This window comes from Bacillus sp. 2205SS5-2, assembly GCF_037024155.1.
Taxonomy (GTDB): domain Bacteria; phylum Bacillota; class Bacilli; order Bacillales; family Bacillaceae_K; genus Bacillus_CI.
In genome coordinates this window covers 1-21,862 of the sequence record NZ_JAYKTS010000016.1, presented here as the reverse complement: position 1 = coordinate 21,862, position 21,862 = coordinate 1, and the positions used below count along the sequence as shown (strand labels likewise).

The following is a 21,862-nucleotide window of genomic DNA, read 5'->3' as shown; positions in this document are numbered from 1 at the left end:
ATAGTCTTTGCCTATTCCTTAACGTATAAAAGCTTTTACAAACAAATTGTATTGAAGGTAGGTGGCATATGATGAAAGAAGTAATCGCTCTTAGTCTAAAAGATAGCAAAAACATCTTAAGAGACCCGATTTTGCTCATTGCTATTTTCGTCCCTATCATTACAGCCATAAGTGCCTCCACAGGGCTACCCTATCTCCAAGAATGGTTGTTTACTCAGTTTTCATGGGATTTATCGCCTTATTATCTTTATATTCTAGCTCTGCTACTACTCATGACGCCACTCATGATGGGAACCATTATGGGCTTTATGTTATTAGAAGAACGTGATGAAAACTTATTACTGTTTTACGCAGTTACACCTTTGCAAAAAAGAGGTTACCTGCTTTACCGAATTATGAGCCCCATGATCTTAACGCTTCTACTTACATTAATTGTATTGAAAATTCAATCATTCGTTTCATTTTCATGGCCATCAGCCTTGATGACCGCTGTTTTGTTAGCTCTCCAATCTGTTTTATTTACATTAGGAATGGCTACCCTTTCAGCTAGCAAAGTCGAAGGACTAGCTGTATCTAAAATGATGAATCTCTTATTATTCGCTTCGCTTCCATCGTTGCTTTTTGAAGGGAAATGGACACAGTTTTTCGCACTTTTCCCAACTTATTGGCCTCCAACTGTGTTTATCGAGGGGAATCCATGGGATTTTCTAATCAGTCTGATCATTCACATAATATGGATCGTGCTTTTTCTCAATGGGTTCAATAAAAAAAATGAATAGAAAAATCAGAATATTTCTGCTACGATATTCTTATTCATAGGATTCTTTCGGATACATTATTTTTTAGGCTAATGTAAAATGGAGTCCTCCTTCTTGCTGGTGATTCCCATCAAATACAAAAGAGAAAATTCCCCAAAACAGAGCTATATCAACGTTTACAGACTGATTCGAAAAGCAACAAGGATTGTGAATACACCCAAATCCTTAGAGGAGGTAAAATTACATGCATATCATTCTGTTTGAAAATGATCAACCTGTTGTTCCTTCATAACGAAGGAGACCATCAACTCCTTCGTTCCCAATAACGAAATCTACTATTGGACGGAGGAAAAAACATGAATCAAAAATTATGGGGCATTGCCTCTTTGTCATTAGCAGCCAGCATCTGGGGTGGGATGTATGTGGTTAGCAAATACGTTTTAGCTTATATTCCTCCATTTACCTTAATGTGGTTACGCTATGTAATTGCCTTTACTTGTTTGTTTTTCATTTTAAAGAGACAAAAACAACCTCCTTCGACTCTTAGCAGCAAGAAGGGATGGATATTGCTGATAGCAGTCGGCTTTATTGGTTATTTTATTTCCATTGCCTTTCAATTTATCGGGACAAAATTAGCGGATGCTCATACCGGAGCGATCATAACTTCGACGGCCCCAACATTTACACTCTTATTTGCCGCCTTCATACTGAAAGAAAAACTAACCATCCAAAAGCTCACAGCACTTGTCATTGCGACAATAGGAGTTATGATTGTGATTGGTTGGGAAAGCGAAATGAGTGAATTCTTTTGGGGCAGCCTGATCCTTGTCGGGGCAGCCATTACCTGGGCTTTACTCTCGGTGTTGGCGAGGATCGCAACAAAGACGATGTCAAGCTTATTCCTTACAACTAACGCGGTTTTAGTAGCCATTCCACTGACTACTCCGTTTATGATTTGGGAAATGACTTATAGTGATTCTTTGATATTGGATGTAAAACTACTGCTAGGTATACTTTATTTAGGCGTGGTGTCCACAGCCGTTGCATTCTTTCTTTGGAATAAGGGAATGGAGTCTATGGAAGCCAGTACTGGCTCTCTTTTCCTTTTCTTTCAGCCACTTGTTGGATCCTTATTTGGTTGGTTACTTCTAAAGGAAAGCCTTTCGTCCTCTTTTTTTATTGGTGGAAGTTTGATTGTCATCGCTGTCATCTTTACATTCCTCCCACTTTCATCTAAGAAAGGGTTTAAGAGTTTTAATAAATAGGCTACATTTTTTCGATTTTATTTAATCGGTACCACCGGCTGGCGAAGGATTTCAGGACGTTTAATCCATTGGTACAAATGTAAATCAAATGAACATCTTAAATAACATAACAGCAAAAAAACACACCACTTCATTTGGGCTTGCTGAAGGGTGTGTTTTTTCGGGCTATTTTCGCAAAGAATGTTCCTATTCGTAGCCGTATATCGTCCATTAATCAGATAGGTTTCTTTGCACCGTCACTTCAAAATGGAGAATTTGATTGATGTATGAATTCAATCAAATTTTCTGAATTTTCCTACTGTGTGGTATAAAACCGGCACGAAGATCAATGTAAGCAGAGTGGAGGTTGTCAATCCACCAATTACTGTAATCGCCAATCCTTTTGAAATTAATCCTGAAGCCGAATTCGTTAACGACAAAGGGATAAGGGCAAAAATCGTCGCTAGTGCAGTCATTAAGATCGGACGTAATCTCGTGACCGATGCCTCAATAATGGCTTCAGTTAAAACAATACCTTGTTTTCGATTGGTCTCCACGCGGTCTAACAATACCACAGCATTGGTCACTACGATTCCAATCAACATCAACATACCAATCATGGCACTCATCGATAACGTTTGTCCGGTAATCAGTAAACCTGCAAGCGATCCAATCGGAATAAAAATAAGGGAAGACAGAATAACTATCGGAGTGATAATCCCGCCAAAGGTAACACTTAATACTAAGAAAACTAATCCTACGGCCGCCCCCATCGCTAAGCCTAAATCAGCAAAACCTTCTGAAATCATTTCCATCCCGCCGGTTACTTCTAGTTGTACGTCTTCTGGCAAACTTAATGAGTTCAAATCTTCCTCCACCGCAGATGAGACGACCGATGTATCACTTCCCTTGATTGTAGCCGAAACAGTACTAGCATTCTCTCCTTCCTGGTGTTTGATTGATGAAGGCACTTGTACTTCTTGAATATCAACAATTTCTTCTAGTTTCTTCGTCCCCGCCATTGTTTGTACGGAAAAGGTTTCAAGTTCTTCTTTAGAAGTGAAGGTTTGGTCAAATGAAAGCTCTAGATCCCATTCTTCTCCCTTTAACGATAAGTTTCCACCATCAATCCCATGGAGACGCTCTTGAATGGGTTGCATTAGCTGAAGTGGATTCACCTTCAGCTCTTTTCCATAATCTGTTAGCTCTAACTGATACTTGATGTTCGTATCCTCTAAGTCGTTACGAATGTTTTTCAAATCTTCGTCTTGCTCCAGTAAATGACTTACTTGTTTTGAGGCTGCGTACAAACTCTTGGTATTATCACTATATAGGTTGACCTCGATTGAATTCCCTGCAGGAGGACCCTCCGGTTGAATTTCGGTTGCTTTTGCTGTAGCTCCCGAAAATTCAGCTTGTGATAAGGTTAATATTTGCTTCTCAACCTCTATCATGCTTTCATCAAGAGAGGCATAATCTTTTAATTTTATAAAAAATCGAGCAATATTCTCATTGGTAGATGCTACGACACCAGGTAATTGTCGTTGACTTGAGAATCCAATCGACACCTGATAATAATCGATGTTATCTTCATTAGTGAGTTCATTCTCGACTTTTTGAACCAATTCATTCGTTTCTTCCAATGAGGTATCTGGCGGTAACGTCACTTCTATTTCAAAGGAATCGCTCCCTTCGGATGGTAAAAAGGACATTCCTAGAGCAGGTATTAGTGAGAACGATCCGATTAACAATAAAAAAGAAAGGATAAATACCATCCATTTTCGTTTTAACGTCCCCCGTAACAAGCTTTCATATCTTCTCATCAATCTTGATTCTTTCGACTGATGATTCACTTTTTTGAAAAACTGCTTTCCGAGTACGGGTATTAGAATGATAGCAACAAGGAGAGAGATCGTAACCGAGAACACGACAGCAAGACTGAACGGACGGAAGAATTCCCCTAATATTCCACTTACCAATCCTAAAGGTAAAAACACAATTAGGGTGGCAAGAGTAGACGATGCAATAGCACCCATCACTTCACTTGTAGCTTTGTACACTAATTCTTTCTGATTCATTTCCGGATACAGTTGCTTCCAGCGATAGATGTTTTCAATCACGACAATACTATCATCCACAATTCGTCCTACGGCAATCGCCATTCCTCCTAGTGTCATGATGTTCAAGGTATACCCGAATTGTTCAAGAAGGGCAATAGAACCTAGAATGGAAATTGGCAAGGAAATAATTGCGATTAACGTCGCTCGAATATTTCGCAAAAATAGAAGAATGACGAAGACAGTGAATAATGCACCAAATCCCCCCTCTTTCAATAGAGCAGAAATCGATTTTTCAACCTCTTCCCCTTGATCTACTACGATATAAAGATCATATTCTTTTTCATTCACAACTTTCTCTAAATACGATTTCACTTCATTTGCTACGTCCGCCGTATTGGCTTCCTGCTCTTTGATTACTTCAAGTAAAATACTATCTTCCCCGTTGAAACGTGAGATCTCTGTTCGAGAAGATGCATAGTTCACCTCAGCAACCTCTGAAAGCAGGACACTCTTTTGACTTGGCTGATTTTGATTAGTAGTAATTTGCAAACCCGTGGTACTTTCCGTTTCATTTTGCGAAATTGGAAGCTCTCCTGATCGCTCAGTTTCAATCGATGGAATAGGCGCTTGCTGTGACAACGGGATCGAAATATTTTCAATGGCTTCCAAATCCCCAAGCGTTCCTCTCATTTCAACTGGTATGGACGTACCCTCATCATTCAAGCTCCCAAACGGCAACTTATACTCAGCTTGTTGAAGAGCCTCTCGAATCGCCGACAACGTTATTCCATGTGCTGTTGCTTTTTCTTCATCGACTACTATCGCTATTTTATCCTCCACTTTGCCAGTCAGTTTTACACTTGATACGCCTTCTAAGTTCTCAATTGAAGGAACGATATTCGTCTGAACATTCTCTTGTAAACTTGTTAAATCATCCGACGCTAGTGCCGCTTGAAAGATTGGCATAGAATCAGATGAAATCGCTTGAATTGTTGACTGGACTTCGTTTGGCAAGGACTGATCACTGATTACCTGTTGAATATCAGCCTGTGCTTCATCAATATCCTGACCAAAAGGATACGTAATTGTTATAAGAGAAAGATTATCTCTTGAGATGCTTGTAATGGATTCATAGTCAGGCAAACTTAATAATGCCTCTTCCACTGGCTTCGTAACCTTTTCTTCCACTTCTTCTGTTGATGCGTTTGGAAAGACCGTTTGCACCGTCATTACAGGAAATGTCACATCCGGAAACGTTTCTACTTTTATTTTATTACTCGCTAATAAACCGCTGCTGACAACCAAAATCGTTAAGATTATGACAGCTATAGTATTTTTTAAACTAAATCTTGTCATCCAATTCATGGCTTTATTACCCCTTTCATATCTGTTCATATAGCATAGTGGTTGAATATGAACTGAATATGAACGAATAACAAAAGGGGAGAAATTTTTGCTTAAGGAGGATATCAATTATTAGAAGAATACTAAAGGATGTAGTGTGTCAAACAAATAGTTAGTAGCTGTAACAATGTTAGGTCACAATAATTTAATTTTGGGCTTTTTTAGTAATGTTTGTTTCATTTCGCACCAGAATTTGCTTTGTTTCTAGGCATCTTTTCGTCTGTTTTTGAACGGAATCAGTATCAAAATGGAGACAAGTCTATTTATGGTAATCCTCATCCAGTTGAATCAAATAAAGGGATAGCACTTGGTTGTTATACTACTCCTCTTTCAAATTGGTCGATTACTATTGAGCTTGAACGGTTAACTCATAACGGAAATGTAGAAAGCGTTGGACCTGATTATTAATTCTACAAAAAAGATTGTCCGGGTGAAAGACTAACTCCCTCTGGCGAACCATAAAGCTTTTATATGCAAGAAAAAAGCGAGGTGGGATCCCAAAGATTCTCAATGAAAAATATGCAAGAAGAAAACGGATATTATACCGACTAAAAGGCAAACGACAATGTATAATCAAAAAAATCTGCAAAGAGGTTTACAGTGAATAAAAAGGCGTGAAAGCAGAAGGCATTTGTTCACGTCTTTTTAATTAACTGCAATTAATAACTTCTCTTGTTAGAGAAGTCGCGAAATGATTTATTTTAGTTTATGTTCATCGAGCAAAAACATTTAAATATTCATCATAATCCCCATTACTGAACACATTGAATATGATTCTTTCAAAATGATTTGGATGTTCAGATAGCCATTTATTCACTGTATTAACAGCTATATGTGCAGCTTCTGTTTTAGGGAAACCAAACACTCCTGTTGAAATTGCACAGAAAGCCACGGTTTTAATATCCTCGATTTCATTTGCTAATTCTAAACAAGAAATATAACAAGATGCTAATTCATCCCTTTGTTGGCTTGTTAATGTCATTTTTTTTGGAACATTGGGTCCGACTGAATGCAATACATAACGGGATGGTAAACTATAAGCCCTTGTGATTTTTGCATTTCCGGTATCCTCTAAACCTTCCTGTTCGGACATAATAATTTCACAATCATTTCTTAGTTGTGGACCAGCAGCGGAATGAATGGCATTATCTATACAAGCGTGTAATGGCTGATAGCACCCTAACATTTGTTTATTAGCGGCGTTTACAATAGCATCAGCGTTTAACCTTGTTATATCCCCTTGCCACAAAATAAACTTATCTGATTGGGAAAAAGGGCTATCAGGTAATGTTGTTGCAACGGATTCCAGTCCTTCCACTTCAACGATGCCTTTTTCTTTTAACTCAATTTGCAACAGAGTATCTATCTTTTCAAGAAATTGAAGGTTTAGCGGTTTGGGTGTTCTAATATTTAATAAAGCTCTTATTAAATTGCGTTTAGAATTATAATCACTAGGGATTTCTACATTGCTTGGAGCATCAGGTTCTCGCAATAAATCATCAATTAAATCATCAACAAGGTTTTCAGAAATTGGGTGTATAATTTTATGCGGAATATAATTTCCATTTAAATTTATCAATGAAGAATAGTCTTTCAAAGGTAATAGAGGCATTCAAATACACTTCCTTACTTCATTATTGTTAATACCACATCTCGAATATTTTCAGTAAAAGCAATAGTTTTTTCTCTGTTTTCCTTGGAACCCTCTGGATATTCCCTGTTAAAGCGAATTAATGTGGCATTTTCATTTTGGTAAGTCATTTGTTCAAATGGATAACGAATAATTCCAGGTGTATTAAACCCAACACCCAACTCAAGATAAATAACATTCTTTCCTTTGGATTCCTGTAAAAACTGGTGGTAAAATTTATTTAATTCATACCATTTTTCATCCTGTACAAAGTATTGATTAATCCTTAAATAAGGATCCATATTACCGCCACAAACAGGGCATTTAGGAACGAGTTCAGATGGGATTTTACAATCTACCGTTTTATCAACCATATCCTTAACCAGTAATTCATTGTTGTACACCTTGTTATGACAACCTCTTGTACACTGCAAATACCCGTAATTGCCTTGGAACTCATATACTTTGTCAGAAGGAAAACCATACTTCTCAAACTGACTATCTACATTAGTTGTTATAACAAAATATTTTTTCTGCTTTACCAAATGAAAAACATCTCTATAAAGCTTAGTCGCATCTGGCTCGTACCTGTTTACTAAGATATGTTTAGCCCAGTATGCCCATCTTTCCTCCTGTGTTGAGAACGGATAAAAACCTGATGAATACATATCTGTTAATCCATACTTTTCAATAAAAGGAGCAAAATTATCTGAGAATCTTTTTCCTCCATTTTCAATCCCAGCAGCAGTCGATAATCCTGCACCACCACCCAACAAAATATATTCTGCATTTTCCATTGCATTTTTCGTTTGTTGTATTCGTGTCTCAAAAGCATTCATATGCTACACCTCTCTAATTAAGAAACCGACCTTCTTCAAAACAAGGTCGGTTTTTATTGTCCTTCTCTCAACTTAATTCTTATTAAAACTTTCCGTTTGTGTTCTTTCGTTGCTCTTCTGGAAGAATTGTCTCCATTACATCCCAGTGTTCAGCAATCTTGCCATTTTCTACTCTGAATAGGTCATAGAATGAAGTGTGTACTCCTGCAAAAGTACCTCCACTTACTGATAACACGAAATTACCTTGACCAAGAACCATATGAATCTGATTGTAAACCATTTGGATACCTTGTTTTGCCATCGCTTCCAAAGCAGCACCTAGTCCTGAAAGACCATCAGCAATAGCTGGATTGTGTTGAATGTAATTGTCACCGTCAAAGTATGAAGTCAACTTTTCTGCGTTTTGTCCCATTAACACATCTTGTACAAATTGCTTAACCAATACTTTGTTTTCTTCTGTTTTTTCCTCACCAGAAATTTCTGTTGTGCCATCGAACATGGTGTGTCCACTTGGAGTTTTTTCGACTTTTTCCTGTAAGTTATCCCAATGTTCAACGATTTGTCCATTTTCAAAACGGAAGATATCAAATCCAGCTTTTGGTCCGAAGAAATGATAATCTGTATGGATAGCTACATAATCACCATCTACAAGAACTCTCTTAATATCTACATTAGTACCAGCTGTTTTAAGATCATCTAACGCACCAATCATTACTTCTCTTCCACCTGGGAAGCCTAAGTTGTGTTGAATATATTTTGAAGGATTAATGTATTCCTGAATAGCCGTTGGATTTCCGTTTTCAAGGCTTTGTAACACTTCAATTGCTTTCTCTTTATTAGTTGTCATATTATTAACACTCCTCTGATATTTATAATGTAACCAAATTGATTACCTGTAATAATAATAATTACATCTTTGTATTTTGTCAATACTAATAAAACCCTTTTTATCTTTTATGTATTAAAGGGAAAATAGACTTGTAATAAAATGAATTACAGGTATATTATTATGTTGTGTGTTAATTAAAGGTGGGTGAATAAAAAATGTCGATAAGCAGTAGGTTTGCGGTAGGGGTTCACATTTTAGCACTTATTGAAATAAATAATGGTGGTGTCAGCACTTCAGAATTTTTGGCTAGGAGTGTAAACACTAATCCTGTGGTGATCAGAAAAATTATGGGTATGCTTAAAAACGCTGGGTTGGTAAAAGTTAGGCCAGGTATTGCTGGGACAGAATTGGCAAAGGATTTATCAGAAATAACATTACTTGATGTATATAAAGCTGCTAATGTTGTTCAGGAAAAGGAGCTATTCAGCTTACACGAAAACCCAAATCCGGATTGTCCCGTAGGAAGAAATATTCAAAGTACAATTGGTCCACTCTTTACTATAGCCCAAACAGCTATGGAAAAGGCCCTTGGGCGCGTAACTATAGAAGATGTGGTAAGGGATATTTTAGAGAAAGAGAAGTTGAATAATGTTTAATAATTAGAAAATGGCAGCCAATAAGTGAATGCCGTTTTTTCATGTTAATTCATAAAATCTACACTATCCTAACGAACGTAGAACAACAACAATTGAACGCTATTCTAGATTTTAAAAAAATCACTCAAAGTTTGAGTGATTTTTTTTTACTATAAATTATCCTTTAATTTTAAGTGCAAATTTGAATGTAAATTCAGCTGTTATTTAAATTTTCTCTCCCTCAACCGAACGAGTTAATTGTAAAGAGATACCCTTACTTATTCTATCTTCTCCACTTTACTTTGCGATTTCTTATATATCCTAGATTCATAATAACGCGGGCAGATATAATTCTCGTTATTAATAATGCTACTCTGTCCTATACCTCTGACCAAAAACAAATTTGTAGCTTATTATTATCTAAGTCATATAAATCAAAGAAGCTATTTACCCCGTCAAACTGTAATTCACTTACCTTTACACCTTGTTGTTTTAGATTTTCATAGGTTTGGTTCAATTCCGATGAAAAGAAAATAGGGTAACATTGATGAGCAGACGGATTAGTTTCTCCCTCTTCAATGGTTAAAGGAACACTACCATTTCCCACAGCTAAAATACGATAACCTTTATCTTGAAAAGTCTCTTTAAACCCTAATATTTGCTGATACCAATTACTTGCGTCTTCCACATTACGAACCTTTAAACATAAGGTGTCAATTCTATCAATCATTTGAAATAACCTCCCTTTTATACCAATAGTCCTATACTCATCGAATGAATATTTTTTGTAAATTCTGATAATTTAAGTTTATCACAAATTGGTTCTTAAGAGTACACACATCCTTCAAAGATTCTTGTACTGATTTTTTGTTTAGGTCAATAAAAGTAATTTGAGTTGGATATGATCTTAGTGCAATCAGATGAAAAATGTTAGTACCAAAGCTTAATTTTAGATAGTTAGCAATCAATTGAATTCAAGATTAAGTAAAAACACACTCAAACGGGTGTGTTTTTACGATTGTTGTCATTTATTTTCCTTCAAAGGTACAATTGGAATCAATGTACCTAACAAGGCGATACCAGCGCACACGATGAAAATTGGCGTAAGTCCCCCAATAGCCACACTGCTTATCAGACTAAAAATAAAGATGTCAAATACAGAATCCAAGATTGATAGTAGAGATATGGTTGTAGCCCTTACGTTTGTTGGAATCATTCTATTTGATAGTTTAGAATAAACAGGGTATCTAATAGCACTCACTAGTTTTAGATTCACTAACATCACTAAGACTATTAATAGAAACGAATGGAACAGGGCAACAGTAATCAAACTCATAACTGCTATCATACCTGTAATAAACAGCAGACGAACCTCATTCACCTTTTTCGTCATCCATCCTATGGATTGAGAGACCATAAAACCGATTAATGACGCAAACGCATAGACAATCCCAATCATATAAACAGGGAGACCTGCATCCACTAATATTTTTTGATCGAATCTTTCAAATATAGCTGTTGCCGGAATGAAGACTAAGGTGATATTAATAAACATCCATAATACTTGCGGATTTTCTTTAATAGCAAAAAATCCTTCTTTTAGTTGTGATGGAATTCCATTCGTGTACACACCTTGCTGAGGTGGATTTTTAATATAGAATAATAGAAAGAATTCGACCGACATAAATAGGAGACTAAGGAAAATGAGATGTTGAAATTGATCATTTGTAAGGTCTTTCGCAAGGATAGCACCAATAATCACCACGATAATCGATACTAAAAACTTTGCTGACCCAATTTTCCCCATTGCCTTGTCCATCAGCTCTTCTTCCTGTGAAAGAAGCAACGACTCATAAATGATAGCCTCATCCGCCCCACTAAAAAATGTCGCTGCCACCCCTGCCAGAAAACTGCTGAGAAAGAATAGCCACGGTTCATAGGCGAACAATAATACAGCATGACTAACAATTCCTAGTAAAGATCCCAATAAGAACGATTTCTTTGCACCAAATCGATCGGCAAAAATCCCAGTAGGTATTTCCCCACATAATACACCTAGACTAAAAAATGTCACCACCAAGAGAATTAGTGGTTCATTTAAATTCCGTGCAAAATAGAACAAGGTTAACACGGGCTGGATAAAACGAATACTCCCAAAAATTTGGGACCAAAATAAAAAACGAATATTATGAGCTGCTAAAGTGTTTTTCTTCAATGTGTTCCTCCTGCTAATACTAAAATCCGATTCAGTAAAAAACTAGCAGGAAATGAAGCATGTTAGATTTACCTTGGATAACTTGCTCTCACTCCTGCTTTTAAATGGGAGTTACTAGCTATTGTTTTTGACATAATAAAATCTCCTCCTAAAAATTCATTCTTATCTATTGTACGATATTTCTAAATCATTCGAAAATAATTATTGGCTAAATATGTGGTTTTTTCCAAAGCTCTTTTCGTGTACACTGTAGCTAATTCACCTGATTTTTGACTAAACCCTCCATTTCACTGTTGATTTTTTTTCAAAAACAGACGAAATGATTCCCGTAACAATACTATATTATGGATAATAAACTGACCCGAAAAGCCACAATCTTCGTGAAAACTGCTTTTCCTAAAAAATTGACCAAACTCACTTCTTCACAATATTTTTTTCAGTAGATATCTCTAACAAGTGTCGTATCTATCTAGAATCCTCTAGACGTTCTTTCGTACATCATTGAGGGGAAGGCGCACTCGAAATGTCGTTCCTTTTCCTAGCACACTTTCCACCTCGGTTGAACCTTGATGGAGTTGGATGATTTTTTGTGCAATTGATAACCCTAAACCACTTCCTTCTCCTTTTCTTGACCGAGATGGATCTACTTTATAAAACCGTTCAAAAATTCGGAACTGATCCTCTTCTGAAATTCCCACCCCGGTATCTGAAATGGTGATGATGACTTCATCATGGTCAGTTGAACTAGTTACGTTAATTTGAGCTTGTTGAGGCGAGTACCGACTCGCATTGTTGATCAGGTTGATCCAAACCTGCTTCAATTGCGCTTTATCCCCTTCAAGCGAAATAGGTGTAACTTCTACAGTCATCTCTTGATTTTTTTTCGACCATTGCGGTTCTAGCGATGCCACCACCTGCCTTAACTGTTCGTCTAGAGAATAAGTCTCTACCTCCAATATTGCTTGATTGGAATCCAATGTCGCTAATTTTAATAAATTTTTACTTAATACAGAGAGACGTTTACTTTCACTTTCAATAATCGATAAATATTCCAGCGCTTCTGCTTCATCATTAATGACTCCGTCTTGGAGGGCTTTAGAAAATCCATGAATTGACGTGAGGGGTGTCTGAATTTCATGCGAGACATTTGCGACGAATTGTTGTCTCATTTCATCTAACTCACTTAACCCCTTCACCATGTGATTAAAACTCTGCGTTAAATTACCTACTTCATCTTTTCGCTTATTGTCGATATGCACGTTGAAATTTCCCTGAGCTAATAATTTTGTCGATTTCGTCATTTCTTTGATGGGGCTAATAATCCATCTGGTCATGTACACGAAGATGGCGCTCCCTATCACAAGTACAGTTCCAAACAAAGTCAGCACCAATTTCTCAAAATCTTCAAAAAAGAATTTAAAATTTGGCCGAATGAATAATGCATAGGACTCACCTTCTTTTTCGAAGGGGAGCCCTATAATTTTTTTGGGGGGCAAATCTTGACGTCGATAAACTCCTCCCAACAAAACGGTCTGGAGTTGATTTTCGGTAATCTTCCAAGCTTCTCTATCTTGACCGTGTACGGGAGTGGCTTGACCTTCTTTGAACAATAGCAATTCAAAACTGTGGGATGACATCGCCTCTACATAGGGTGCGACTGTCTCTGCAGAAGTGTCTTTGTAATATTGAATAAATCCCTTACCAACAACCTCCAAACGACTTTCTAAACGGTCCGAAACCGTATACATATGAATACGGCCCGAAAGAAGATACGTGAAAACCAGACTTACCAAAATGGCCCCTAAAAAGGTGAGCACAATCTGTACATATAAACTTTTCATACTCTTTCTCCCTCAAATCTGTATCCCAGTCCTCTGATTGTCTTGATGGAAATAGTTGCATCATAACTTGAAAGCTTATCACGAATTCTTTTAATATGGACATCTACGGTGCGATCGTCGCCCTCATAGTCCATACCCCAAATTTTCTCAATGAGCTGATTTCGTGTGAAAATTTGATCCGGGTAGCTTGCAAGAGTATAGATGATTTCAAACTCCTTTAGGGGAATGATGAGCCTTTTCTCCTTAATTTTCAATTCTTTCGTCGCATCATTCAATTTCACATTTCCTACTTCAATTTGATGAGATGCTTCGATTTGATAGCGACGCAATAGAGCTTTGACCCGCATTACAATTTCTATGGGGTCGAATGGCTTCACCACGTAGTCATCAGTCCCATAGCGAAATCCTTGAATTTTATCATGTGACTCCCCTTTTGCTGTAACCATTAAGATAGGCATCTCATAATATCGACGAATTTCTTCACACACTTCATATCCATTCACTTTTGGCATCATAATATCGATCATGGCAAGGTCTATTCGTTCTTTTTCCAAGATGAAAAGCGCTTCTTCTCCATCACTTGCGGTTACTACATCAAATCCTTCATTTCTGATATATAAAGATAGTAATTTCACTATACTAGGATCATCATCTGCAATCAGAATCTTCACCAAGATTCTATACCTCCTCGCTTCTTATACAAGCAAACTGTTTAATGTATATTAACTTTTTTCGTTAACATTGTGGTTAGCTACTATAAAAATGGCTGAGAATTCGCATTTCAACCGGAATACGTATAGAAAATTATCTCCTAAGAACCCCAAAGTCTCTCAGTGCCAACATGCATGGTCCCATGCGAAAGTATAACCTTTTTCTACAAAACAACAGGCCCCTTTCTCTGGTTTCTGTCCAATATTGATCTATCAATTGACATATTACAAACTTTTTCACTTTAAGCAAAGCGCTTGGTTAGGATGGCTCCAAGCATGATGAATGAAATCAGTACAGCCATGTAGGCAATGATAGCTCCTGTTTCGATTGATTTCACTCCTAAGAAATATAAGATTAGCAACAGAGCTGAACTCCCAACTAAGACTATATATAGTGTGATTAAGAAATAATTTTTTAAAACTAGAAGACTTCTCTCATCCACAACTGGAATTTGACCATTTTTACGCTTGTGCCACCAAGCCATCACTAAAAAGATGGCTTCACCTCCTAGTGTTCCCCCTACTACTGCCCATGCCAATTCATGAGAAAACTTCCCTGTTTCTCTTGCAATTAAAAAAGCAGCAAGGAATCCTCCACCTAAAACACATAGGGTCATAAAAAAATGGATTAACAGTTGGTATCTTCTCTTCATCACTTATTCCCCTTTTCTTCTTCTAGATAAAATAATTGTTCCAAGGATACATCAAAATAAGCTAGTAATTTTAAAGCCAGCTCTAAGCTGGGGTTGTATTTATTTTTCTCGATCGCATTGATAGTCTGACGAGTTATTTGTAAATCCTGAGCCATTTTTACTTGAGAAATGTTTTTTTGTTGACGTATTTCTTTGATATGATTGATGACTCTTACCACAACCTTCACCTCATTATGTAAAGATATCTTTACATATAGTCTATTCCATCTCAACATTAATGTAAAGATATCTTTACATAGTTCAATTTTCACACAAATCTCTTTCTCTCTTTGTTGATAGGATTGTGTTCAATTCCCTTTCGGTGGTTATGCTAACTGGAGGCTCTTTTTGCATGGCTCATTTCGTATACATTGTTGCTTTTGCATCTGATTTTTGATTAAATAGCTCATTTCACTGATGATTCCCATCAATAATAGACGAAATGATGCCCGAAACAAAGCTATATCATCGTTTATCGACTGGTTCGAAAAGCCACAAACTTTGCGAAAACAGCTTAACTGGATTAGCTGAGCCAATTTAATTGATAATCTGATAGCAATAAATTTACTTAATACGCCGTTCATTTTAATCTAGCTTGTAAATTAACACTAAAAAACACCCTTTTCAGGATGTCTATTGATTCTATATATTTGCATTAATGTGATGGACCACACTACAGCTTTTAAGAGGTTCTATACGCAAGCTTTGTGGCTACTCTCATCAAAATGCATGGGATTTCTCTTTTTTTTCGTACCTTGTATAGACAATGATACAAAAGAATACCGAAATCAAACTTACAGTGAAGGAATGAGTTTCAAAAGATTATTCATCTATCCTTCTAATTACTCCACTTGATTACTTTTGCTTCTTTTGTACCTGAGTGGACCCACACCTTTACTTCGTTTCCTACACTTAACGTTTTATCTTCCTTTATTTGAGTTTGAGAAGTAATCAAAATTTTTGTATTATCTTCTTCTGAGTTCGTTGATTGTCCTTTTGACAGCAAAATATAGCCAACATCTACTTCAATAATCTCCCCGGTAAAATCTGGACGGGATGTTGTCATTGTATACACACTAATAACCGCAATCAATGCGACTAATATAATCGTAATTTTTTTATGCATTTTCTTGCTCCTTTTTTAATCTACTTCTATTATTACTTGTTTTGTACAAGTTGACAAGCAAATACAAAGATTGACGAATAACACAACTTTTCTTATACTGAGACAATCGAAGAAAAGGGGATGACCATGGATTTTACTATTCAATACTTATCCTTTTATGTAGTTCAAGTAGAAGGCTCTGGAGAAGATGCACATAAGAAGTTCAAGCACTTTCAAACACTCGATTCTAGCGGATATGATCAAAGTCCTTTAAAAACCTTTTTAGACGGTGAACTCGCCCGGATTGTAAAACGAAAAGTAGATCGTCATGCTAAATCAGAAAATGCCCCAACTAAAATCGGTCGCTTTATTGTCGAACCCGGCCATGAATTAACGTCTAATCCTAATTATAATCAATTTCATAAAGCCCGTTTTGCAGAAACGGTAGAAGCTTACAGGGATGTTGCTGACTCTTTTGTCCAAACATATATTGACACCAGTGCCGCTCGGGGTGGAGTATTTTTAGCAATATCAGCGAAGCTTACAAAGTTTTTTGACGACCCGTTTCTTTTCATGTTGAAATGCGATTTTGAACCGAAAGTCGCCACAATCACCGATGAAGCTACGATGATTCATAACGTCGAAATGGCGATTACTACGAAAAACATGAAAAGCATTGTCTATCCATACATGCCAGAAGATGGCATGGTGGATGCTGCAGAACTTAAGATTCATCAGGCTTCACACGCAAGATATTTTGAAGACTTCCTGAAATTTGTCGAATATGAACGGTCGATGCCAGAAATCGTGAAGACCCAAGTAATAGAGATGGTTAGTGATCATATCGAAGAAGCCTTTGAAGAAGAAAGTCAGGAAAAAGCAGAATTTACTCAAGCCATCGAACATTGGGCGGTGAGTCCAAAAAGAGAAATCCAGGAGCGACTGTCAACCGAACAAGTTGTTGAAGCCACCCACCATATTGTGGAACAATCACCAGAAGTCGAATTGAAATTGAAACTTGACCATATTTCAGTGAAATCCTTATTAGCAGACTTCGGGGACTCTGTTCATTTAGCCAAAATCAACGATCGATACGTCCTAGTCATTGAAGGAGATCAAATAACATTTGAAAAAGGCTTCTCACCAATTGAATTTCATAAGCCTGATGACCTTCACACCGTGATTAATAAGATTGCTGAAAAATAACACTTAGAGTTTATTGTTGCTAGGATTCTTGTTTTTCTGATGAGGAATAGTATTTAAAGTGTAAGTCATTTACTTTTCCTCGAGCGGATAAAATTAATGGTTCTGGTTGAAATTCATTGTTATAAATTCCTGCTACCAAGATTTTTTACACATCCATAGCACAAATAAATAAGCAAGAGCCTGCTGAATGTTCAGTTTCTTGCTTATTTAAACCACCTAAACTGTATTTCTTGGGTTCATTTTTAAAGTGATTTATCTACCATGGTACTGATAAGATACTATCTCCCCTTTTTCTCTCTCTTTCCGAATGAATAATGGACGTTTTCCTATTTCACGTAGATTAATAATTTGAAAATCCTACTCAGGAGCATTCCCTCGATAATAGTATTGAATGATAATGTATATAAAATGAGCCTATTTCAAAAAACTATTCTTTTTTCAATATTTTTCACTGGATAGATCTGATACTTTCATAACCTTTTAGAGATCCATTATGAAAACATCGTGTAGCTTACAGGTAGAAATTTTTGCTTCTTCGCTATTTAGTATTTAGTTCAAACAACTATGTAGGTTTCGGAACTCAATCAATTATTCTTGTAACAGGTGGTGAATGCTGAGCGAGCAATTGAACTCATTCCCTTGTCCGGTTTGGTTTTTCGCTTGTTTTAATCAATATGTAGAATCCTGACATTAAGCTAAAATGGTAGCATCAATTGAACCCTAGAAAATTGTCTTGTCAACACTAAATAGCGAAGAGCCAATTTTTTCTCTTCATTCCTCAAATTAACTTTTTCTCAAATTATTGGATTCCCCCTTAATTACACTCAAAAACTATTGATAATGAGACAGATATTAGAATGGCTCAACAAAAGAACGCACCAGTTTCAATAACCAGTGCGCTCTCTACATATGATTTATATTGCTATCCTAAGCAACAAACTACCTCTTATGAACAGCCTCCAGGAGAAGAGTGCTCTACTTTAGAGCCCGTTTCCCCTCTTAAAAGATCTCCTCCTGTTGACTTGATAATATTATCTGTGACAGAATTTGAGATGGTAGAAGCAACCATTTGTAATAGGTCATTCACATCTCCCTGTGATTGTTTAAATTCTTGAACAATCGGAAGTGTGTCTAAATCTTCTTGAAGCTTGTCGATTTTTTCTTCGACCATTTTCAACGCTTCTACTTTTCCGTATTGTTGGAAATTAACAGCTTGTTTTTGTAAACTTTTAATACTTGCGATTTTTTCACTTATTTTTTGATTTTCATTGATTTGTGCTTCTGCACGTTTGAAGAAATCCACTTCTTCTGTTTCGGTTATCATTCCTGCTAGTTCACGTGCACGTGCAATAATATCTTCTTTTGAGTATTTCGTCATGTTATTTCACCTCAACCGCTTCAAATTCTTCTACCATATCACCATTCAACGACCATGTTTTAGTATCCGTAATCTTTACTTTTACACGCTTACCAATACTTATCTTAGGTCCTTTGAAGTTCACAAGCTTGCTTTTACGCGTATAGCCGGCAAGAACATCTGGATTGTTTTTGCTTTCACCTTCAACGAGCACCTCTACAACTTCACCAGCAAATTTCTTCATGGCTGCTGCAGATGACTCGTTTACAAGGGCGTTTAAACGTTGTAATCGTTCCTTTTTCACTTCCATCGGTACATTATCCTCCATTTTCGCAGCAGGTGTACCTTCACGAGGAGAATAGATATACGTATAGGCTGCTTCAAAGCCAACCTCTTGATATAAAGATAATGTTTCTTCAAACTGTTCATCTGTTTCATTTGGATAGCCAACGATAATATCTGTCGTAAGCGCAACATCAGGAATAGCCACTCTGATTTTACGAACCAACTCGATGAATTGTTCTCTTGTATATTTACGTGCCATTATCTTCAACACAGCGGTAGATCCCGACTGAACTGGAAGATGAATATGCTCAACAAGATTTCCTTTTTTCGCTAGGACTTCAATTAAATGATCATCAAAATCACGAGGGTGACTCGTTGTAAAGCGAACACGCGGGATGTCAATCTTACGCATTTCATTCATTAAATCTCCTAAGCCATAGTTCATATCCTCTAAATCTTTACCGTACGCATTCACATTTTGACCAAGAAGGGTAATCTCTTGATATCCCTGTGCAGCTAGATGGCGAACTTCTTGGATGATTTCTTCTGGACGACGGCTCCGTTCTTTTCCTCGCGTGTATGGAACGATGCAATACGTACAGAATTTATCACAGCCGTACATAATATTCACCCAGGCCTTGATATTCCCACGGCGCACTTTCGGAAGATTTTCAATTACATCGCCTTCTTTTGACCAAACCTCTACGACCATTTCTTTGCTCATATAAGCTTCTTTAAGGATTTCAGGTAAACGGTGAATATTATGCGTACCAAAAATCATATCAATATGCTGATGTTTTTGGAGAATCTTATTTACAACGGATTCTTCTTGGGACATGCAGCCACAGACACCAATCAATAACTCTGGTTTTTCGCGCTTTAAGGCTTTTAAATGCCCAATTTCACCGAATACTTTATTTTCAGCATTTTCCCGAATCGCACATGTATTTAACAAAATAACATCTGCATCTTCCGTACCATGAGTGGCTTCATAGCCAAGTGCCATAAAGATTCCGGCCATTACTTCCGTATCATGTTCATTCATTTGACAACCATACGTGCGGATATAAAATTTCTTACCCGCTCCAAAATCGCGGAATTCATCCGAAATCGTAAAATCATCATGATATGTTACTTTTTCTTTTCCACGCTTTTTAGCATCCTTTAATGAAGGTGGAACATACACAGATTCAAAATATTTACTATAATCCTTGACGGATTTTTTGTCCGCTGGATTAGAATTCTTTACTTTTTGACTTTCTAAACGCTGTTCTTCGTTCATGAAAATCCCCTTTCTATCAAAGCAAAACGACAAACGTTCACTCGTATTTAACTCAATTTCAGCATGCCTCACTCAACATACACATTAGTATAGTATAAAGGTTTTTAGGGAATTTCACAATATGTGTGATTGTTTGTTCATTAGATCGACATGTGTGACGCGGTTTCGTCACATTGAGAATTGTTTATACAGTAGAGAAATGATAGTGGCAATCAGGATTATTGTTGTCACAACGATCCTGATTGCCAATGATATGCTGGCGTCCCCTGTTGATTACAATTGATGTTTTCTTTATCTGATTTATCAAAATTGGAGTTTGCTAAGCTCTTAATTTAGTATTTTAGAAAAACAAATTTATGATGGCAGGGATGTTTTAGTGTGAATAATTCTGTGTATATAACCAAAGTATCGTGACAACACATTGAAGAGGAATGAGTTCTCACGAGTACTGAATCTTCACTGGATTTTAATATTTATATCATAGGAGACTAACAAAATGAAAACATCTCGTGATCCATTTCTAGATAATTCCCGATTTTTACTCGTTCTAATCGTTGTGTTTGGCCATTTAATCAGTCCATTCAAAGAGAATCATGAGTTTATTTATAGCTTAAATAACTTTTTAAGCTCCTTTCGTATGCCTGCCTTGATTATGATCACAGGATTTTTCTCAAAGAAGTTCTATAAGGCTGGATATATTGAAAAAATAACCATCCGTTTACTCATCCCGTTCTTGATTTTTCAATTCTTTTACAAGTATAACGCTTCTCTTTCAATTAATTGGTTTTCTCCAAGCTTTGGTTTGTGGTTTTTGCTAAGTGTTTACAGTTGGAATTTATTATTGTTCGTCTTCACTCGTCTTAAACAGCCAATTATCTTTTCTATTATTATCGGAGTGGGGATTGGTTTGGTAGATAGCGCAGGTCATTATATCAGTGTCTCAAGAACATTCTTTTTCTTCCCGTTTTTCTTAATGGGCTATTATGCTGATCAAGCTCATGTAGAGTGGATAAAAACTTCTAAAGCAAAAATGGTCTCTATATTCTCAATCACTTTTTCTATTTTTTTACTAAGTCCTGAATTATTCATAGAATTTTTAATAATAGCTACAAACGCATATCTAACAGGCTTTCTTTTAGATCATACATGCATGAAATAAATGAAAAAAGAATCCGTTTCTGATAGGGTATAAGTACGACCAAATAACCAACAGAAAGGATTCTTTTCATGGCTACTTTACCCCAAATATCACTGGATTTCAACCCTAGGATTAAATTATCAGATCAAGGAGGTTCTCTTTCCTCTGACACAGGTGAACTTCTTATTAGAGAATTTGATGAAAAAATAGGTTTCTCCAAAACAGTCGCTCATCATCAAAACTAAAGGATAACAGAAGATACTATGTTCATTCGAATGAACAGTTGCTTCGTCAAAAGATGTATCAATTGATCGCAGGGTATTTTCAAGATGACGCTGCGGATCACTTGACGACCGATCCTGTTTTTACACAAATCATTGGTACAGATGCTTTGGCTTCTCAACCTAGCTTGTCTCGTTTTTTCAGGCGTTTTGATGCCAAATCCACCGAACAATTAAATCAAGCGAACCAAGAGCTTCTTGACAAAGTTCATCGATTCCGAGAGTCCAAATCACTCCTAATTGATTTGGATTCTACTCATTCCGATACCTATGGAAATCAAGAGTCTTCAGCTTACAATGCTCACTATGGGACGATTGGTTTCCATCCATTAGTCGCTTTTGATGGGGGTA

Annotated in this window: 19 protein-coding genes and 1 pseudogene; 7 read left to right on the top strand and 13 right to left on the bottom strand. The window is 36.7% G+C overall.

Translation table 11 applies throughout. The annotated features are described in order from the left end of the window. The first annotated feature begins 71 nt into the window (after positions 1-71). The gene (locus U8D43_RS11850) at positions 72-779 is read left to right on the top strand and encodes an Rv2686c family ABC transporter permease subunit (protein WP_335871391.1); all 708 of its coding nucleotides are present in this window, start codon (positions 72-74) and stop codon (positions 777-779) included. A 335-nt stretch (positions 780-1,114) separates the two neighbouring features. Continuing rightward, positions 1,115-2,023: a DMT family transporter gene (locus U8D43_RS11845; RefSeq protein ID WP_335871390.1), complete on the top strand. Its 909-nt coding sequence runs from the start codon at positions 1,115-1,117 to the stop codon at positions 2,021-2,023. Positions 2,024-2,295: 272 nt separating this feature from the next. Here the strand turns inward: U8D43_RS11845 and U8D43_RS11840 are convergent, their stop codons facing one another. Next, positions 2,296-5,427, bottom strand: a complete 3,132-nt coding sequence (locus U8D43_RS11840) for an efflux RND transporter permease subunit (protein WP_335871389.1) — start codon at positions 5,425-5,427, stop codon at positions 2,296-2,298. A gap of 210 nt (positions 5,428-5,637) precedes the next feature. Between U8D43_RS11840 and U8D43_RS11835 the strand changes: the two genes are divergently transcribed. Continuing rightward, entirely contained in the window at positions 5,638-5,874 is a 237-nt protein-coding gene (locus U8D43_RS11835; RefSeq protein WP_335871388.1) for a hypothetical protein, read from the top strand. Positions 5,875-6,178: 304 nt separating this feature from the next. On the opposite strand, the gene U8D43_RS11830 is transcribed toward U8D43_RS11835, so the two are convergent. The 3 genes from U8D43_RS11830 to U8D43_RS11820 all read right to left on the bottom strand — a co-directional run bounded on the left by U8D43_RS11830 (position 6,179) and on the right by U8D43_RS11820 (position 8,782). Continuing rightward, on the bottom strand, positions 6,179-7,078 hold the full coding sequence (locus U8D43_RS11830; protein WP_335871387.1) for a protein-ADP-ribose hydrolase: 900 nt from the start codon (positions 7,076-7,078) through the stop codon (positions 6,179-6,181). 14 nt (positions 7,079-7,092) lie between these two features. Next, complete coding sequence (locus tag U8D43_RS11825; RefSeq protein WP_335871386.1) at positions 7,093-7,935, bottom strand: SIR2 family NAD-dependent protein deacylase; 843 nt, start codon at positions 7,933-7,935, stop codon at positions 7,093-7,095. Between the two features lie 82 nt (positions 7,936-8,017). After that, positions 8,018-8,782, bottom strand: a complete 765-nt coding sequence (locus U8D43_RS11820; RefSeq protein ID WP_335871385.1) for a nuclear transport factor 2 family protein — start codon at positions 8,780-8,782, stop codon at positions 8,018-8,020. 197 nt (positions 8,783-8,979) lie between these two features. Here U8D43_RS11820 and U8D43_RS11815 point away from each other — a divergent pair, with 197 nt between their 5' ends. Beyond that, positions 8,980-9,420, top strand: a complete 441-nt coding sequence (locus tag U8D43_RS11815) for an Rrf2 family transcriptional regulator (protein WP_335871384.1) — start codon at positions 8,980-8,982, stop codon at positions 9,418-9,420. A gap of 358 nt (positions 9,421-9,778) precedes the next feature. Here the strand turns inward: U8D43_RS11815 and U8D43_RS11810 are convergent, their stop codons facing one another. The 7 genes from U8D43_RS11810 to U8D43_RS11780 all read right to left on the bottom strand — a co-directional run bounded on the left by U8D43_RS11810 (position 9,779) and on the right by U8D43_RS11780 (position 15,983). Beyond that, a complete protein-coding gene (locus U8D43_RS11810) occupies positions 9,779-10,129 on the bottom strand; it encodes a VOC family protein (RefSeq protein WP_335871383.1) in 351 nt (116 codons plus the stop codon). A 294-nt stretch (positions 10,130-10,423) separates the two neighbouring features. Further along, complete coding sequence (locus U8D43_RS11805) at positions 10,424-11,614, bottom strand: MFS transporter (RefSeq protein ID WP_335871382.1); 1,191 nt, start codon at positions 11,612-11,614, stop codon at positions 10,424-10,426. Between the two features lie 479 nt (positions 11,615-12,093). Continuing rightward, positions 12,094-13,455 (bottom strand): sensor histidine kinase, encoded by a 1,362-nt coding sequence (locus U8D43_RS11800; protein ID WP_335871381.1) that lies wholly within the window; start codon positions 13,453-13,455, stop codon positions 12,094-12,096. Further along, positions 13,452-14,129 carry a response regulator transcription factor gene (locus tag U8D43_RS11795; protein ID WP_335871380.1) on the bottom strand — a complete coding sequence of 226 codons (678 nt, stop codon included), beginning with the start codon at positions 14,127-14,129 and terminating at the stop codon, positions 13,452-13,454. The genes U8D43_RS11800 and U8D43_RS11795 overlap by 4 nt, the downstream gene beginning before the upstream one ends. A gap of 278 nt (positions 14,130-14,407) precedes the next feature. Next, on the bottom strand, positions 14,408-14,818 hold the full coding sequence (locus U8D43_RS11790) for a hypothetical protein (RefSeq protein WP_335871379.1): 411 nt from the start codon (positions 14,816-14,818) through the stop codon (positions 14,408-14,410). Next, entirely contained in the window at positions 14,818-15,036 is a 219-nt protein-coding gene (locus U8D43_RS11785; protein ID WP_335871378.1) for a helix-turn-helix transcriptional regulator, read from the bottom strand. Before U8D43_RS11785 ends, U8D43_RS11790 begins: the two co-directional genes overlap by 1 nt. 659 nt (positions 15,037-15,695) lie before the next feature. After that, positions 15,696-15,983: a hypothetical protein gene (locus tag U8D43_RS11780; RefSeq protein WP_335871377.1), complete on the bottom strand. Its 288-nt coding sequence runs from the start codon at positions 15,981-15,983 to the stop codon at positions 15,696-15,698. Positions 15,984-16,109: 126 nt separating this feature from the next. Between U8D43_RS11780 and U8D43_RS11775 the strand changes: the two genes are divergently transcribed. Beyond that, complete coding sequence (locus U8D43_RS11775) at positions 16,110-17,168, top strand: DUF3900 domain-containing protein (protein ID WP_335871376.1); 1,059 nt, start codon at positions 16,110-16,112, stop codon at positions 17,166-17,168. 946 nt (positions 17,169-18,114) lie between these two features. On the opposite strand, the gene U8D43_RS11770 is transcribed toward U8D43_RS11775, so the two are convergent. Then, positions 18,115-18,546 (bottom strand): YlbF/YmcA family competence regulator, encoded by a 432-nt coding sequence (locus tag U8D43_RS11770; RefSeq protein WP_335871375.1) that lies wholly within the window; start codon positions 18,544-18,546, stop codon positions 18,115-18,117. A gap of 1 nt (position 18,547) precedes the next feature. Beyond that, positions 18,548-20,092 (bottom strand): tRNA (N6-isopentenyl adenosine(37)-C2)-methylthiotransferase MiaB, encoded by a 1,545-nt coding sequence (miaB, locus tag U8D43_RS11765; RefSeq protein ID WP_335871374.1) that lies wholly within the window; start codon positions 20,090-20,092, stop codon positions 18,548-18,550. Positions 20,093-20,588: 496 nt separating this feature from the next. Here miaB and U8D43_RS11760 point away from each other — a divergent pair, with 496 nt between their 5' ends. Next, entirely contained in the window at positions 20,589-21,251 is a 663-nt protein-coding gene (locus U8D43_RS11760; RefSeq protein WP_335871373.1) for an acyltransferase family protein, read from the top strand. A 68-nt stretch (positions 21,252-21,319) separates the two neighbouring features. Further along, positions 21,320-21,862 (top strand): annotated as a pseudogene (locus tag U8D43_RS11755) (transposase); the annotation flags it as partial.